The 16,095-nt window shown below is 69.1% G+C and carries 14 protein-coding genes; 12 read left to right on the forward strand and 2 right to left on the reverse strand.

Annotated features, from left to right (window positions below; translation table 11 throughout):
• Positions 1 to 57 precede the first annotated feature (57 nt).
• The 5 genes from K340_RS0111715 to K340_RS0111735 all read left to right on the forward strand — a co-directional run bounded on the left by K340_RS0111715 (position 58) and on the right by K340_RS0111735 (position 4,774).
• Complete coding sequence (locus K340_RS0111715) at positions 58 to 387, forward strand: metal-sensitive transcriptional regulator (RefSeq protein WP_029136848.1); 330 nt, start codon at positions 58 to 60, stop codon at positions 385 to 387.
• 109 nt (positions 388 to 496) lie between these two features.
• On the forward strand, positions 497 to 721 hold the full coding sequence (locus tag K340_RS0111720; protein ID WP_029136849.1) for a heavy-metal-associated domain-containing protein: 225 nt from the start codon (positions 497 to 499) through the stop codon (positions 719 to 721).
• Positions 722 to 726: 5 nt separating this feature from the next.
• Complete coding sequence (locus K340_RS29440) at positions 727 to 1,668, forward strand: hypothetical protein (RefSeq protein WP_154674204.1); 942 nt, start codon at positions 727 to 729, stop codon at positions 1,666 to 1,668.
• Positions 1,669 to 1,729: 61 nt separating this feature from the next.
• Positions 1,730 to 4,048, forward strand: coding sequence for a heavy metal translocating P-type ATPase (locus K340_RS0111730; protein WP_154674205.1), 2,319 nt, complete (start codon positions 1,730 to 1,732; stop codon positions 4,046 to 4,048).
• Positions 4,049 to 4,075: 27 nt separating this feature from the next.
• Entirely contained in the window at positions 4,076 to 4,774 is a 699-nt protein-coding gene (locus tag K340_RS0111735; RefSeq protein ID WP_029136851.1) for a hypothetical protein, read from the forward strand.
• A gap of 72 nt (positions 4,775 to 4,846) precedes the next feature.
• Here K340_RS0111735 and K340_RS0111740 read toward each other — a convergent pair whose 3' ends face one another.
• A complete protein-coding gene (locus K340_RS0111740) occupies positions 4,847 to 5,071 on the reverse strand; it encodes a hypothetical protein (protein WP_029136852.1) in 225 nt (74 codons plus the stop codon).
• 134 nt (positions 5,072 to 5,205) lie between these two features.
• Entirely contained in the window at positions 5,206 to 5,940 is a 735-nt protein-coding gene (locus tag K340_RS0111745) for an alanyl-tRNA editing protein (RefSeq protein WP_029136853.1), read from the reverse strand.
• A gap of 194 nt (positions 5,941 to 6,134) precedes the next feature.
• Here K340_RS0111745 and K340_RS0111750 point away from each other — a divergent pair, with 194 nt between their 5' ends.
• The 7 genes from K340_RS0111750 (at position 6,135) to K340_RS0111785 (ending at position 16,071) form a co-directional block, all read left to right on the forward strand.
• Positions 6,135 to 8,339 (forward strand): hydantoinase/oxoprolinase family protein, encoded by a 2,205-nt coding sequence (locus K340_RS0111750; RefSeq protein WP_084614286.1) that lies wholly within the window; start codon positions 6,135 to 6,137, stop codon positions 8,337 to 8,339.
• A complete protein-coding gene (locus K340_RS0111755; RefSeq protein ID WP_029136855.1) occupies positions 8,336 to 10,228 on the forward strand; it encodes a hydantoinase B/oxoprolinase family protein in 1,893 nt (630 codons plus the stop codon). Before K340_RS0111750 ends, K340_RS0111755 begins: the two co-directional genes overlap by 4 nt.
• 241 nt (positions 10,229 to 10,469) lie before the next feature.
• Positions 10,470 to 11,600: a BMP family protein gene (locus tag K340_RS29445; RefSeq protein ID WP_037364056.1), complete on the forward strand. Its 1,131-nt coding sequence runs from the start codon at positions 10,470 to 10,472 to the stop codon at positions 11,598 to 11,600.
• 40 nt (positions 11,601 to 11,640) lie between these two features.
• Positions 11,641 to 13,224 (forward strand): ABC transporter ATP-binding protein, encoded by a 1,584-nt coding sequence (locus tag K340_RS29450; RefSeq protein ID WP_051265919.1) that lies wholly within the window; start codon positions 11,641 to 11,643, stop codon positions 13,222 to 13,224.
• Positions 13,221 to 14,348 (forward strand): ABC transporter permease, encoded by a 1,128-nt coding sequence (locus K340_RS29455; RefSeq protein WP_211229391.1) that lies wholly within the window; start codon positions 13,221 to 13,223, stop codon positions 14,346 to 14,348. The genes K340_RS29450 and K340_RS29455 overlap by 4 nt, the downstream gene beginning before the upstream one ends.
• Entirely contained in the window at positions 14,345 to 15,223 is an 879-nt protein-coding gene (locus K340_RS0111780) for an ABC transporter permease (RefSeq protein WP_029136856.1), read from the forward strand. The genes K340_RS29455 and K340_RS0111780 overlap by 4 nt, the downstream gene beginning before the upstream one ends.
• A 20-nt stretch (positions 15,224 to 15,243) precedes the next feature.
• The gene (locus tag K340_RS0111785; protein WP_029136857.1) at positions 15,244 to 16,071 is read left to right on the forward strand and encodes an NmrA family NAD(P)-binding protein; all 828 of its coding nucleotides are present in this window, start codon (positions 15,244 to 15,246) and stop codon (positions 16,069 to 16,071) included.
• Positions 16,072 to 16,095 lie beyond the last annotated feature (24 nt).

Genomic DNA, 16,095 nt, shown 5'->3' on the forward strand with positions numbered 1-16,095 from the left:
AGGTACCGGGTAGGGGTATCTTCTAGTCATACCCCCAAGAGGTATCGAGGAGACCTGATGACCGAGAACACCGAGCCGGCCTCCGGCGGCGCCGTCCCGCCCGAGGGCTGGGGCTACACGCCCGAGAAGACCAGCCACCTCAAGCGGTTGCGCCGGATCGAGGGGCAGATCCGCGGGCTGCAGCGGATGGTCGAATCCGACCAGTACTGCATCGACATCCTCACCCAGGTGTCGGCGGCAACCAAGGCGTTGCAGGCGTTTTCGCTCGAACTGCTGGACGAGCACCTGGACCACTGCGTCAAGCACGCCGTGGAATCCGGCGGCGCCGAAGCCGACGCGAAGATCAAGGAGGCGTCGGCGGCCATCGCCCGGCTGGTCCGGAGCTGACCGTCCCGTCTCGCACCTGGAGCACCCCACACCCTCCGTTCAGCGGCCGTCGCAACGCGCCTGCCGCCATCTCATGCGCACTGACCTCCATTGCGCGAAAGGACTTCTGATGAGCCTGACCACCACCTACACCGTCTCCGGCATGACCTGCGGCCACTGCGTCGGCGCCGTCACCGAAGAGCTGCAGAACCTGGACGGCGTCTCCGAGGTGACCATCGACCTGGTCGCCGGCGGCGACTCGCCGGTCCGGGTGACCAGCGAATCGGAACTCGACCGGGAGGCCGTCAGAGCCGCCGTCGACGAGGCCGGCTACCAGCTGGTCCCGGCAAGGTAGCCGTGATGAAGAACCGGACGGCGATGACGCTGCTCGGCTTCCTGGTCGCCGTGGCAGCCGTCTTCGGCGGCGGCTACCTGATCGGCAGCTCCGCGCCGGCGATCGCCGCGACCGGGAACGCCGACGAGGACACCGCGGACGGCCACGGCGACGGTGCGATGGACGAGAACATGACCACCAGCGATGCCGGGTCCGGCGAGGGCAGCCACCCGGCAGCCGGCGAACATCCGGCCGATGCCGTGCCACCGGGTCTGGCCGTCTCCGAGCGCGGCTACACCCTGCGGCTCGAGTCTCCATCGGTGGTTGACGAAGGACGCGCCGACCTGCGGTTCGCCATCGACGGGCCGGACGGCCGGCCGGTCGTGGACTACCAGCGCAAGCACGAGAAGGAACTGCACCTGATCGCGGTGTCCCGTGATCTGGCCGCCTTCCGGCACGTGCACCCGACACTGGCGGCCGACGGCACCTGGTCCGTCCCGCTCGAGCTGGACCGACCTGGCGGCTGGCACGTCTACGCGGACTTCACCCCACAGGCCGAGTCCGACGGATTGGTGCTGGCGACCGACCTCACGGTCACCGGACAGCTGACGCCGCAGGGGCTCCCGGCGCCGGCGGCGACCGCGGAGATCGACGGCTACCGGGTGGTGTTGGCCGGACAACCCGCAGCCGGGGAACAGGCGGAGCTGACGTTCACGGTGACCAGGTCCGGCCGCCCGGTGACCGATCTGACGCCGTATCTGGGCGCCGACGGACACCTGGTGGCGCTGCGGGCCGGCGACCTGGCCTACCTGCACACCCACCCGCAGGACCACGAACCGACCGGCGGCCCGCAGATCCGTTTCGCCGCAACATTTCCCACCGCAGGTATCTATCGGGTCTTTCTCGACTTCGAACATGCAGGGCAGGTGCACACCGCACCCTTCACCGTCGTCGTCGACCGGCACTGACTGTTCGACCGGCACCAATACTTCGGACAACATCGTCATTTCGTTTCGGAAGGAGGCACAGATGAGTGACGCACCAACCTCAATGGCCTCGGCGCCAGCAGAGCTCGCCGACAGCCGGATCATCGACCTGAACATCGGTGGCATGACCTGCACCTCCTGTGCCGCCCGGATCGAGAAGAAGCTCAACCGGATGGACGGCGTCAGCGCGACCGTCAACTACGCCACCGAGAAGGCCCACGTCACCGCGGTCGAGGGCGTCACCGCCGACGAGCTGATCGCGACGGTGGAGAAGACCGGCTACACGGCCGTCATCCCCGCCCCGCCGGCCGCCGACGATTCCGACCGCGGTGACGCGGACCGCAGTGACGACCCGGACGGCGCCGAGGTCAGGTCGCTGCGGGACCGGACGCTGATCAGCGCGGCGCTGGCGATCCCGGTGATCGCCCTCGGCATGGTCCCCGCGCTGCAGTTCACCTATTGGCAGTGGCTGAGTTTCGCGCTCGCCGCACCGGTGGCGGTCTGGGGAGCCTGGCCGTTCCACCGCAGCGCCGCGATCAACGCCCGGCACGCCGCGGCCACGATGGACACCCTGGTGTCTGTCGGGGTGATCGCGGCATTCAGTTGGAGCGTGTACGCCCTGTTCTGGGGTGGCGCCGGTGTGCCGGGGATGACGATGCCGTTCACCCTGATCCCGTCGAGGTCGGGCGGGGCCACCGAGATCTACCTGGAAGTGGCCGCAGGCGTCACCACGTTCCTATTGGCCGGCAGGTACTTCGAGGCCAGGGCGAAGCGGCGGTCCGGCGCTGCGCTGCGGGCGCTGATGTCGATGGGCGCCAAGGACGTTGCGGTGCTGCGGATCGGCGCCGACGGCACCGAACGCGAGTCGCGGATCCCGATCGGCCAGCTCGCGGTCGGCGATCTGTTCGTGGTGCGACCGGGGGAGAAGGTCGCCACCGACGGAGTGGTGGTGGCCGGTAGCAGCGCGATCGACGAGTCGATGCTGACCGGCGAGTCGGTGCCGGTGGAGGTGACCGAGGGCTCGGCCGTTGTCGGCGCCACGGTGAACGCCGGGGGCCTGCTCCGGGTCCGGGCAACCGGTGTCGGCGACGACACCCGGCTGGCCCAGATGGCCAGGTTGGTCGAGCTCGCGCAGACCGGCAAGGCGCCGGTGCAGCGGCTCGCCGACCGGATCTCCGGGATCTTCGTCCCGGTCGTCATCCTGTTGGCCGTCGGCACTCTCGGCTTCTGGCTGGGCAACGGTGCCCCGGCGACCGCGGCGTTCACCGCGGCGGTGGCGGTGTTGATCATCGCCTGCCCGTGCGCGCTCGGGCTGGCCACCCCGACCGCCTTGATGGTCGGCACCGGACGAGGTGCTCAGCTGGGCATCCTGATCAAGGGCCCGGAGGTGTTGGAGTCGACCCGCCGGGTCGACACCGTGCTGCTGGACAAGACCGGAACGGTGACCACCGGCGCGATGACGCTCGCCGGGGTGACGGCGGCGCCGGGGGTGCAGCAGGCGGCGTTGCTGCGGCTGGCCGGTGCGGTCGAGCATGCCTCCGAGCACCCGATCGCCCGGGCCGTGGCCGCCGGCGCCGCATCCCGGATCGGGGAGCTGCCGGGGGTCACCGAGTTCACCGACCTGCCGGGCCTGGGGGTGCGCGGCGTCGTCGACGGCCACGTCGTGCGGGTCGGTCGGGCATCGCCGGACGACGGCGACCACCCGCTGCCGACGGAGTTGAACCGGGCCGCGATCGAGGCCAGGGCGGCCGGCCGCACCGCGGTTGTGGTGCTGGTCGACGACGCTCCCTGGGGGGTGCTGGTGGTGGCCGATACCGTGAAACCGTCTTCGGCGGCGGCGATCTCGAAGCTCAAGGAGCTGGGTCTACGACCGATCCTGCTCACCGGCGACAGTCCGGAGACGGCAGCCGCGGTCGCCGCCGAAGTCGGCATCGACCCGGCCGACGTGATCGCCGGCGTGCTGCCGCAGGGCAAGGTGGAGGCCGTCTCCGAGCTGCAGCGGCAAGGCCGGGTGGTGGCGATGGTGGGTGACGGGGTGAACGATGCCGCCGCGCTGGCCCAGGCCGACCTGGGGTTGTCCATGGGCACCGGTAGTGACGTGGCGATCGAGGCATCGGACCTCACCCTGGTGCGCGGGGACCTGCTGGCCGCCGTTGACGCGATCCGGTTGTCCCGCAAGACCTTGGCCACGATCAAGGGGAACCTGTTCTGGGCCTTCGGCTACAACGTCGCCGGCCTGCCGTTGGCCGCGGCCGGGCTGCTCAACCCGATGCTGGCCGGTGCGGCGATGGCGTTGAGCTCGGTGTTCGTGGTGACGAATTCGCTGCGGCTGCGCCGGTTCCGGCCGGTGACCCAGCCGTAAGGTCGCTCGCGGTGGCATGCTGCGGTGATGCACCCCAGCAGTTGGCAACTGGGCCACTACGACGTCGATGACGTCGTAGTGAGTTCGCCTGGGTGCGCCATCGACGAACTGCTCGGCTTCCGCCCCCGGAACCTGGACGAGCTGTCGCGGTATCGCCGCCCGCGCACCGGCTGGCGGCTGATCCATGGCGAGCGGCCGATCCCACCGCGCGGCGGGCTCTCGGTGATCGCGGCGCCGTGGCCGGAGGCCGGGCCGTCCGCCTGGTCGCTGCTGGATATTGCCAATCCCTACGGGCATGCACAGATCGGCCGTACCGGTCCGGTGGTGATCCGGGTCGGACGGGCGGTCCGCCGACGTGGGCTCGTGCTGGAATGGCCGGTTGCGAGCTTGGCCCATGATGCGAACGAGCGGTTCGTGCCCAGCGTGCTGTTGCGCAATACGGCGGATGCCGAGTGGGTGGGTGACGGCCACGACCACAGCTTGGTGACCGGCGAACTCCTTCGTGTCGATGGGACGCCCCTGCCGAGGAGCCTGCCGCGGTGGGGCGTCGGGGCCCAAGTGATGCCACTGGGTCCGATCCCGGCGTTGTCCGTCACGACCCTGACCGTTGACATGCTGGACAACGCCGACCCGGACGCCATCCCTCCGGGCTCGTACCTGATCCGTGCGCGGCACGTGAATCTGGAGCTCTCCACGCCCGCGATCAGCCTGGTGGTATCGGCCTGAACCGGTCGCGTCGATGATTGGGGCAGTTTCGGCCGCGTAGTCGCGGCCGAAATCGCCCCGGTCATGGCGGGCTCAGCCCTCCTTGCCCTCCAGCGCCACCAGCACGCCGGCCAGTGCGAAATACTTGTTGGAGCCGAGATCACGGACGGTCTTGATGTTGAGCGCGTCCTTGAGCAACTCGTCGTGTCGTTCGGTGAGGCCGGCCAACGCCGACGGCGGAGCGTCCAGGATGTCCTTCACCGACTTGTCCTCGTAGGCCTTGTCGAGTCCCTTGGCGAGATTGACCTGAACTGCCATGGCTGCCTCCGTTGCTCGGCCCGACCCAGTGCCGGACTCGGCGCTCATCGTCCGGCCGATTGCCGACGCGCGCAACAGATCGCCCGGCAGCGATCGTCTCGGTCGTGCCCCACGGTGGTCGGTGGCGGGACGGGTCAGCCCGGGAGGTCGAGGGCGAAGCGCACCCGACGATTGTGCTTGCCCTTGTTCTCCACCTTCAGGATGCGGAAGCCGGCCGATTCGCCGGTGTCCCGCAGGTGGGTGCCGCCGCAGGCCTGCCGGTCGACCCCGGCGATCTCGATCACCCGCAGCCGTCCGTCGGGGGTAGGCGGCGGGGCCACCGACAGGCTGCGGATCAGACCGGGAGTGGTGTCGGCCTCGGCGACCGGCACGTACTGCGCGCGCACCGTCAGCCCGTTTCCGATGATGTCGTTGACCGCCGGCTCCAGGGAGCGCAGCCGCTCGTTGTCCACGTTCGGCAGGTCGAAGTCCATCCGTCCGGTGCCGTCGCCGTTGATCTGCGCGCCACTGACCAGCGCACCGTCGAACGCATCGAAGACCAGGGCGTTGAGGATGTGCGAATCGGTGTGCAGCTGCGCCACCCGATGCCGGTGCTCGGCATCGATCCGGACCCGGACGGTGCCCGTCAACCCGGTCGGCTCACCGGGGTCGTCGAGCAGGTGCCAGACGTCGTCACCTTCGACCCGGACCCCGACGATCTGCGCCGTCCCGCCGGCGTGCTCCAGGCCCGCAAGATCGGCGACCTGGCCGCCGCCGCCGGGATGCAGGGCGGACCGGGACAGCCGGACCGCGCCGGGCCGGACCTCGAGCACCTCGGCCTCGAAGTCGTACAGGTCCGGCTCGCTGTGGCACAGGTAGACACTGCTCATCGTTCGGTACCGCTCATCGTTCGACGCTCCCGTCCTTCGGCGACCCGATCATTGTCGCCCGTTGCTCGCCTGCCACCTGGGCCGGGTCGCCCCTACCGACCGGGCTGCCGCCCGTTGGCAGCTTCTGACGACGCCGGGAGGCCGCCTCCACGATTGAATGCGGGGGCAACACCACGACCAGGAAGGATCGGCCCATGGCACCTCAGAACGTCCCGGCTCCCACGGCTCCCGGCAGGGACTCCGCCGTCTCGGGGGCGGCGGGCTGGGACCGCGATGGCCAGGGCCGGGTCGGGCACATCCGGATCGGAGTGGATACCGGCGGCACCTTCACCGACATCGTCGCGGTGGACACCCGCACAGGGCAGGTGCGGACCACCAAGACCCCGTCAACGCCGAGCAACCCGGCCGACGGCTTCCTGGAAGGCATCGACAAGATTCTCGTACTCGCCGGCGCCGAGCCGAGTGATGTCGAGTCGATCGCGCACGGCACCACCGTCGCCACCAACCAGCTGTTGGAGGGCAAGGTCGGCGATCTGGGTTTCATCACCACCGAGGGCTTCGAGTTCGTCCTGGAGATCGCCCGGCAGTCGGTGCCGGACGGCTACGGAAACTCCTACTTCTGGGTCAAGCCGGACCGGATCGTGCCGGCCGACCGGGTGAAGACGGTCGGCGGTCGGCTGGACTTCACCGGCGCAGAGGTGGCGCCGTTCGACCGCGAATCGGCCGTCACGGCCGTGCGCTTCTTCAAGGATGCCGGCATCGCCACCATCGGCGTCTGCCTGCTGCACTCCTACGCGAACGACGACCACGAGCAGCAGCTGCTGCAGGTGATCCGCGACGAATTCCCCGGGGCCGTGGTTTCGCTGAGCTCGCAGGTGCTCCGTGAGTACCGCGAGTACGAGCGCAGTATGACGACGCTGGTCGATGCCGCGGTCAAGCCGAAGGTCGGCGCGTACGTCGCCGGGATCGCGCAGCGCCTTGCCGCGCTGGACACCTCCCGGAAGATCCCGTTCTCGGTGATGCGCTCCAACGGCGGAGTGCTGTCGGCCGAAGAGGTGGTGCACCAGCCGATCACCACCGTGCTGTCCGGCCCGGCGGCCGGGGCGCTGGGGGCCGCGGTGATCGCCGCGAAGGCCGGCTTCCCGTCCGTGGTCACCTGTGACGGCGGCGGCACCTCGACCGACGTCACCGTCATCCAGGATTCCAAGCCCACCCTGACCACCGAGGGAACGGTCGGTGCCTACCCGTCGAAGATCCCGATGATCGACGTGGTGACGGTCGGCGCCGGCGGCGGCTCGATCGCCTGGCTCTCGCCCGAGGGCACGCTCAAGGTCGGGCCGCGCAGCGCAGGCGCCGATCCGGGTCCGCTGTGTTACGGCAAGGGCGGCACCGAACCGACGATCACCGACGCGCACCTGGTCCTCGGCCGGATCCCACCGCACCTGCTGGGCGGCGAGATCCCCTTGGACGCAGCGGCTTCGGCCGTCGGGGTGGCCGAATTGGCCAAAGAACTCGGGCTGACGCCAGAGGCCTGCGCCACCGGCATCCTGGAGATCTCGGCCTGGAACCAGGCGAACGCGCTCCGGCAGGTCACCGTCAAACGTGGGCTGGACGTCCGCGACTTCCCGATGGTGACCTTCGGTGGCTCGGGGTCGCTGCTGGCCTGTCGGCTGATGGACATCCTCGGGCTGCCGGCTGTGCTGGTGCCGCCGAACCCGGGCAACGTCTCGGCCTACGGGCTGCTGACCGTCGACGTCCGCAACGACTACGTGCAGACCTTCGTCGCCAAGCACGACGGGCTGGACCTGTCCGCTCTGACCGGGATCTACACCGATCTCACCGGCAAGGCCAGGGAAGCGTTGTCCCGCGAGGGTTTCCCGGATGCGGAACAGGTCTTCGAACGGACCGCGGACCTGCGCTATTTCGGCCAGGCCTATGAGGTGCGGGTGACCTGCCCGGACGGCGAGATCACGCCGGAGTGGGCCGACGCCGTAGCTGCCGCCTTCCACGACGCGCACGCGGCGCTCTACGGCTACGACTTCCGCGGCCGGGCCGACCAGCCGGTCGAGTGGGTGAACCTGCGGGCCACCGGGATCGGGCCGATCCCGCGGCCGGAGATCTCCGAGATCGCCGCCGGAACCGGCGACACCGCCGGTGCGGTGCTGGCGACCCGGCAGGTCTACTACTCCGCCGATGACGGTGGCTGGGCCGATGCCACTATCTACGACCGGACGAAACTCGGTGCCGGCGACCGGATCTCCGGCCCCGCGGTGATCCAGGAGTTCGGCTCCACCGTGCCGGTGCACCCGGGATTCGACGCCGAGGTCGACACCTACGGCAACATCATTCTGACCCGGGACGCCGGCTCCACCGGTGCATCCGAGAGGGGCTCGAAATGACCGCAGCAACCACGGCCGCCGACCCGGTGTTGGTCGAGATCGTTGCCGGCACACTGGCTTCCGTCGAGATGGAGGTCGAGACGGCGATCGCCCGGACCTCCCGATCGCCGATGATCCGGGACGCGCACGACTTCCGGGCCGGCATCCACGACCTGAAGCTGCGCAAGCTCACCGGGCGCTCCTATTCGGCACTGGTCCAGCCGGTGGTCAGGGACTATCCGATCGAGACGATGAAGCCGGGCGACGTCTTCTTCCACAACGACGTCTACCTCTCCGAGGGTGGCATCGGGCATCTGCCCGACCTGTGCGTCACCGTGCCGGTCTTCCACAGCGTTGACGGGGGACCGGGCGAGGTGGTCGCGTTCGTGCAGGCGTTCGGTCACCACGACGACATCGGCGGCGCCGTGCCGGGTTCCATGCCGAGCCACGCGACCAGTGTGTTCGAGGAGGGACTGATGGTCCCACCGATCAAACTGTGGGATGCCGGGCGGCCCAACGAGTCCGCGCTGAAGATCATGACCCGCAACTCGCGGATGCCGGAGTCGCTGGCGGCCGACCTTGATGCCGAGTGCAGCGCCTGCCTGATGGGCTCCCGCCGGCTCGGCGAACTGTTCACCCGGTACGGCCGCGAGCAGATCGAGGCGTGCTTCGACGCCATCCTGTCGAACACCACCGAGATCTACCGCACCGAGATCCTGTCGAAGATCCCCGACGGCGAGTACGTCTGGGAGGACTACGCCGAGCACGACGGGGTGGACGAGCCGAAGCTGCACACCCAGCGGATCACCCTCACCAAACTGTCCGACGGTGACGGGGTTACCGGCGGGCGGATCGTGCTGGACTTCACCGGGACCGGCCCGCAGGCCAAGGGCCCGATCAACCACGCGGCCAATTACTCGGACGGAGTCTTCCTGGCCAAGTGGCTGGCGCCGATCCTGCGGAACCTGGCCGACACCCCGGAACGGATGGCCGAACTCGACGTCAACGAGGGCGTGGTCCCGTTGATCGAGATGAAATTCCCGGAGCCGGGAACGCTGCTGACGCCGATCTTCCCGGCGCCGACGAATGCCCGTACCTTCGTCATCCTGCGGTTGCTCGGGGTGCTGGCCGGGGTGATCGCCAAGGCCGTCGACGGGAAGATGCCTGCGGACCAGGAGACGATCAGGTACGTCGGCTTCCACGGCGTCGACGCCGACGGTGTCCCCTACCTGATGCGGGAGATCCTCGGCGGCGGATCCGGCGGCCGCTACTACGCCGACGGTGAGGACACCATCCACGTGGTCCCGGACAGCTCGAACGTGCCGACCGAGGTGACCGAGTCCCGGTTCCCGTTCCGGATCGAGCGGCTCGGGCTGGCCGTCGACTCCGGCGGCGCCGGCCGGTACCGCGGCGGCCTCGGCTACGAGAAGCACTACCGGATGCTGCTGGACACCGACTTCATGTGCATCGCCGACCGGTCCATCCTTTCTTGCTGGGGCGTGAAAGGGGGCAAGGCAGGCAAGCCGTTTGCCGTGACCATCGACCCGGGCGGTGCGAACGAGCGGGAGATCGAGGGCCTGGAGGACGCCGCCCCGGTCCGGGCCGGCGAACTGATCCGGGTCCGCACCACCGGCGGCGGCGGATGGGGCGACCCGCTGGAGCGGCCGGTCGACGAGGTGGTCAAAGATGTTGTCTGGGGCAAGGTCTCGGTGGCCGGCGCCCGCGCCGACTACGGCGTCGTGCTCGCCCGGTCGGAGTCCGGGGCGGTCGTCGTCGACGAACCCGCGACCGCCGTGCTCCGGCAGCAACTGCGGGCGGCGGAACCCGAAGACGCGCCGTTCTTCGATCGCGGCCCAGGCTATGCGACCTTGTCCGGCGGGCGGACCTTCGCCGAGGTCGACCACGTGTAGCACCGCGCGTCATCCAATCGTTTCCTGAACGACACACCCAGATCAGCCGCCGGCCGACGAATCGTCGGCCGGCGGCCCTGTCTACCGGACAAGCTCCGGTCGAACCGCTCAGTACACGCGTTTGAAAACACGACACTCCGCCTTTGGCAGAACCTGACGATGGCGGGACAACGCCCGCCTTCCACACTTCTCGGAACCGCCCGGTACCCCGACACGCCGGCACAACAGCAGAGGCCATCACATGACACGAGTTTCGCGGGTCGTCATCACGGCGCTGGCCGCCACCGCCGCCTTGTTCGTCAGCTCCTGCGGCAGCAGTGATCCGGCAGCCGACGGATCGGGCGGGGCTTCGACCGCCGCGACCAGTGCCGCCTCGCCGGCCGGCTCGGCCGCCGGCTCGGAGAGCTCGGCTGCCGCAGCCACTTCCGGTGGCGGTTCCTCGGCCGCGGGCGCCAGCGCCGATCTGTCCGGACAGAAGATCGCCGCTGTCTTCTCCGGGCCGATCACCGACGCCGACTACAACGCGCTCGGTTTCCAGGCGCTGGAGGCGGCCAAGGCCGAAGGCGCCGAGACCTCGTACTCAGAGAGCGTCGCGGTCGCCGACGTCGAGCGGGCGCTCGGCGAATACGTCGCCGACGGCAACACGGTGGTCTGGACCCACGGTTCCCAGTTCTACGACGCCACCGCCAAGGCCGCGCAGGACAACCCGGACGTCACCTTCATCGGCGAGTTCGACGGCAAGCCCGAGAACCAACCGGCGAACCTCTGGGTGATCGACCGGAACTTCCACCTCGGCTTCTACGCCGTCGGTGTGCTGGCCTCCAAGCTCAGCAAGTCCGGCACCGTCGGCTACGTAGGCGGACTGTCGCTGCCGTTCTCCTACTCCGAGGTGCACGCGATGGAGCAGGCGATCAAGGATCTCGGTGCCGCCACCACCATCAAGCCGGTGTGGACCGGGGACTTCAACGATGCGCAGAAGGCCCAACAGATCTCCACCCAGCTGCTCGGCGGTGGCGCCGACGTCTTGGTCGGATCGCTGAACCTGGGTGCAGTCGGCGTGTTCCAGGCCGCGCAGAGCAAGCCGGCCGGTGAAGCCTGGGTCACGGCCAAGTACACCGACAAGTCGTCGTTCGGCAAGGAGCACTACGCCGGCAGCGTCATCTACGACTTCACCGGACCGCTCGTCGACATCCTGGCCAAGACCGTCGGCGGGGAGCGGACCGGCTACTACCCGCTGGGCTTCGACACCGGCGTCACTGTTCAGGTGCCGGACGGCGTGTCGCAGGACGTCCGGACGGCCGTCACGGAGGCGATGGACAAGGTCAAGTCCGGCGAGGTCGAGGTTGCCCGCAACACCGAACCGATCAAGTGAGCCGACCCGCCCTCCGGACCCGAACCAGGAGTTCCCGTCGATGAGTGAACCTCAGGCCGGCGCCGACCGGGCGCCGACACCGTTGCTGCGGATGACCGGAATTCGCAAGGAGTTCGGGCCGGTGGTAGCGCTCGACGGGGTCGACTTCACGGTCGGCGCCCGGGAGATCCATGGACTGCTCGGTGGCAACGGGGCCGGCAAGACGACCTTGATGAACGTGCTCTACGGGCTGTACGCCGCTGACGGTGGGACCGTCGAGATCGACGGTGTCCCGGTCACCATCGGCTCGCCGAGGGACGCGATCAAGGCCGGTGTCGGCATGGTGCACCAGAGCTTCCTGCAGGTGGACACCTTCACCGTCACCGAAAACGTCGTTCTCGGTACCGAGAACTCTGCCGACGCCGCGGCCAAGGCCAGGGTGGTGGAACTGTCGCAGCGGTTCGGACTCGCCGTCGACCCTGACCGGAAGGTGGAGGACCTGCCGGTCGGGGTGCGGCAACGCGTGGAGATCCTCAAGGCGCTCTACCGCGGTGCCAAGATCCTGGTGCTGGACGAGCCGACGACCAACCTCACCCCGCAAGAGGTCGACGCGTTGTTCTCGTCGATGAAAGCGATTGTGGACGAAGGGATGTCCGTCATTCTCATCACCCACAAGATCCGCGAGACGATGGCCGTCTGCGGCGCCATGACGGTGATGCGGGACGGGCGCAGGGTCGCCACCTTCCAGGGCGGCACCACCACCGCGGACGAACTGGCGGCCAGCATGGTCGGCGACTCGTCGTCCGTCGGCGACCCGCGCAATTCGTCGAAGGCGGCGGTGATCCTGGGCGGCGCCGAGGTCGGCCAGACCGTGCTGGACACCCCGGACGTCCAGCAGTCGGTGCGGGCGGTCGCGGAGCGGATCGAGATCGCCGGTATGGCAGGTGGTACCGCGGCGATCGCCCCGTGCTCGCTGGCGATCCGGCGCGGCGAGATCGTCGGCATCGCCGGCGTGGCGGGAAACGGCCAGGTGGAACTGGCCGAGGCGCTGACCGGGGTCCGCGAACTGGTGGCTGGTTCGTTCGAGCTGGACGGGGTGCAACTCGCCGGCCGGCCCACCGCCGGGTGGCTGTCCGCAGGGGTGGTCTACGTGCCGGAGGACCGGCAACGCGACGGCATCCTTCCGGACGCGTCGATCACCGAGAACCTGATGCTCGGAGGACAACGGGAGCGCGCCAGGGGCGGCCTGATCGATTGGGCCCGGGCCCGGCAGGAGGCCGTGCAGGCGATCGCGGACTATTCGGTGCGGACGCCGAGCGCGGCCACCGCCGCCGGTCAGTTGTCCGGCGGCAACATCCAGCGGGTGATTCTGGCCAGGGCGTTCGCGCGCCGGCCGAAGCTGTTGGTGCTGCACAATCCGACCCGCGGGCTCGACATCGCGTCAACCTCGTTCGTCTTCGACCGGATCAGGGCGGCCGCGGCCGAGGGCTGCGCGGTGGTGGTGATCTCGGAGGACCTGGATGAGGTGATCGCGTTGGCCGACCGGCTGTCGGTGATCTATTCAGGTGCGCTGGTCGCCGAACGTCCGCGCGGTGCTATCGACCCGTACGAGGTCGGCCGGCTGATGATGGGGGTGGCCGCATGACGATCACCGCACCGACTCCCGGTTCACCGCCCACCCCGGCGGCGCCGGCACCGATGCCCGATGGCCGGCACTCGTTGGCACAGAAGACGAGACGCCTGCTCGGGTCGGCGATTCCGTACCTACTGGCGGTGGTCGCCGCATTCGCCGTCACCGCGGTCATCATCCTGCTGCTCGGGCACGACCCGTTCAAGGCATTCCAGGCGGTGCTGACCACCTCGTTCAAGACGCCGAACGGGATTGTCGAGACGTTCCACAAGTGGACCCCGATCACCTTGCTGGCACTGGCATTCGCCATCCCGCTGGCCGCCGGCCGGTTCAACATCGGCGGCGAGGGGCAGCTGATCCTCGGCGCCACCGGAGCGGTCGCCGTCGGGATCACCCTGTCGGACCTGCCGGCCTTCGTCCTGCTGCCGTTGACGTTGATCGCCGGCACCGTCGCCGGCAGCCTTTGGGCGGGAATCGCCGCCTGGCTGATGCAGCGGTTCAAGGTCAACGAGATCCTGTCGACCGTGCTGCTCAACTTCGTCTCGTTCCAGTTGCTGGACTACGTGGCTTCGGAGGTCTGGCCGAACGTCGGTGCCGGCTTCCCGGCCACCGAGTACATCGGCAAGGGCGCCGAACTCCCGACGATCGGCAAGCCGCCGATGCACTACGGCGTACTGCTGGCGTTGCTGGTGGCGATCGCGGTAGCGGTCTGGATGCGCCGCAGCGTCGGCGGTTTCGAGCTGAAGGCGGTCGGCTCGAACGAGCGGGCCGCCAAGGTGCACGGGATCCGTGCGGGCAAGGTCGCCGTCACCTCGATGCTGGTGGCCGGTGCGCTGGCCGGACTGGCCGGCGCCATCGAGGTGACCGGTGTGCACGAGCGGATGCTCGAGGGCATCCAGTCCAACTTCCTGCTGCTGGGCATCATTGTCGGGCTGATCGCCCGGGGCTCGGTGGTCGCTGTTCCGTTCGTCGCCTTCGGCATCGCGGTGCTGGAGGTCGGCGCATCGTCGATGCAGCGGGCCGCGCAGGTACCGGTCGAACTCGTGCTGATCACCGAAGGTCTGATCCTGCTGTTCCTGCTCGCCAGTGACGTGATCTCCGGCCGGATCAAGCTGCGCCGCAAGAGGAGTAACGGATGAACACGATCGCGCTGATCGTCACGGCCATGGTGCCCTACATCCTGGTGGCGCAGGGGACCATGATCAGTGGCCGCGCCGGAATCTTCAACGTCGCCCAAGAGGGCCTGATGCTGCTCGGCGCCTCGGTCGGGTTCCTGGTGTCGATGCAGTTCGGATCCAACATCCTCGGTCTACTGGTCGCTGCGCTGGCGGGCGCGCTGGTCGGGTTCATCCTGGCCTGGTGCACCACCTACTGGCGGCTGGATCAGTTCGTTGTCGGCCTGGCGCTGTTCTTCACCTGCGTCGGGGTGGCCAACCTGCTGTACCGGGTGGTGGTCGGCGTCACCACCAGCCCACCGCTGATTCCGTTGCTGCCCAAGGTCTTCCTCGGTCAGAACGCGATGGTCTACGTGGCGGTTCTCGGATCGATCGGGCTCTGGTGGTGGCTGTACCGGACGAACTCGGGGATGCGGCTGCGTTCGGTCGGCGAGAATCCGAAGGCGGCCGACAGCCTCGGCGTCAACGTTGCCGCGACCCGGCTCTGGGCCGGCACCGCCGGCGCGGCCTTGATGGCGCTGGGTGGGGCGTACCTGCCGATGGTCTACACCGGCACCTTCAACGACAGCATCGTCGGTGGCCGCGGGTGGTTGGCGATCGCGCTGGCCTTCTTCGGCGGCTGGCGGCCACAGTTCATCCTGCTCGGCGCCGCCTTCTTCGCCTCGATGGATGTGTTGGCGCTGAAGGCGCAGGTCGACGGGATCGGGATACCGCATCAGTTCGTGTCGATGCTGCCCTACGTCGCTACCCTGCTGGTGATGATCTTCGCCTTCCGCTGGGCGCGGGTGCCGCAGTTCCTCGGCAAGAACTACGACCGGGAGTCCCGGCTGGTCGGCTGACCGGCCGGCGGACTGGAGGAATGCTCGTGCAGGCAGGTTCGGTAGTGGTGTTCGGCGCGGCCGGGAAGACCGGCGTCGCCGTCATCCGGGCGTTGCGCGGGCGCGGCGCCTACGTCCGGGCGGTGGTGCGGACGCCCGTCAGCCCGGGGTCCGACGCCGTCGGCGGCGCCGACGAAGTCGCGGTCGCCGACCTGCATGACCCGGCCGCGACGGCAGCCGCGCTGGATGGCGCGGCCGGCGCGTACCTGATGGCGCCCAACATGTTCGACGACGAACCGGGCGTGATCCGGGCGATCGTGGACAGTTGCGTGCGGCAGCGGATCCCGCGGGTGGTCTACCACTCGGTGCTGCACCCGTTCGCCCCCGCGATGCCGCACCACCTGGACAAGGCCGAGGTGGAGAGCTATCTGCACGACAGCGATCTGGACTGGACGATCCTGCAGCCGGCCTCGTATCTGGAGAACGCGCTCGGCGTCTGGGACGGCCTGCTGGCCGGCGACTGGCCGCTGCCGTATCCGGGATCGGTCAGGTTCACCCCGGTGGCGCTGGACGATGTCGCGGCGGCGGCGGCCAGGGTGCTCACCGAGTTCGGCCACACCCATGCGACCTACGAACTGGCCGGACCGCAGGATCTGAGCACCGATGAGATGGCCGAGCAGGCGGCGGCGGTGCTGGGCCGGCCGATCAGGGTCCGGCAGGTCGAGTCCGCGCCGGACACGCCCGCCCGGCTGCGGGCGATGTTCGACTACTACGCGCGGTCCGGCTTCCGCGGCAACCCGCGAATCCTGGCGTTGTTGCTGGGCCGCGCGCCGACCAGTTGGCGGCAGTGGCTCGTCGCCCGGGCATGACCACGGAGGGAACCGCGAACGCCG

It is taken from the genome of Nakamurella lactea DSM 19367 (assembly GCF_000426645.1).
Taxonomy (GTDB): Bacteria; Actinomycetota; Actinomycetes; order Mycobacteriales; family Nakamurellaceae; genus Nakamurella; species Nakamurella lactea.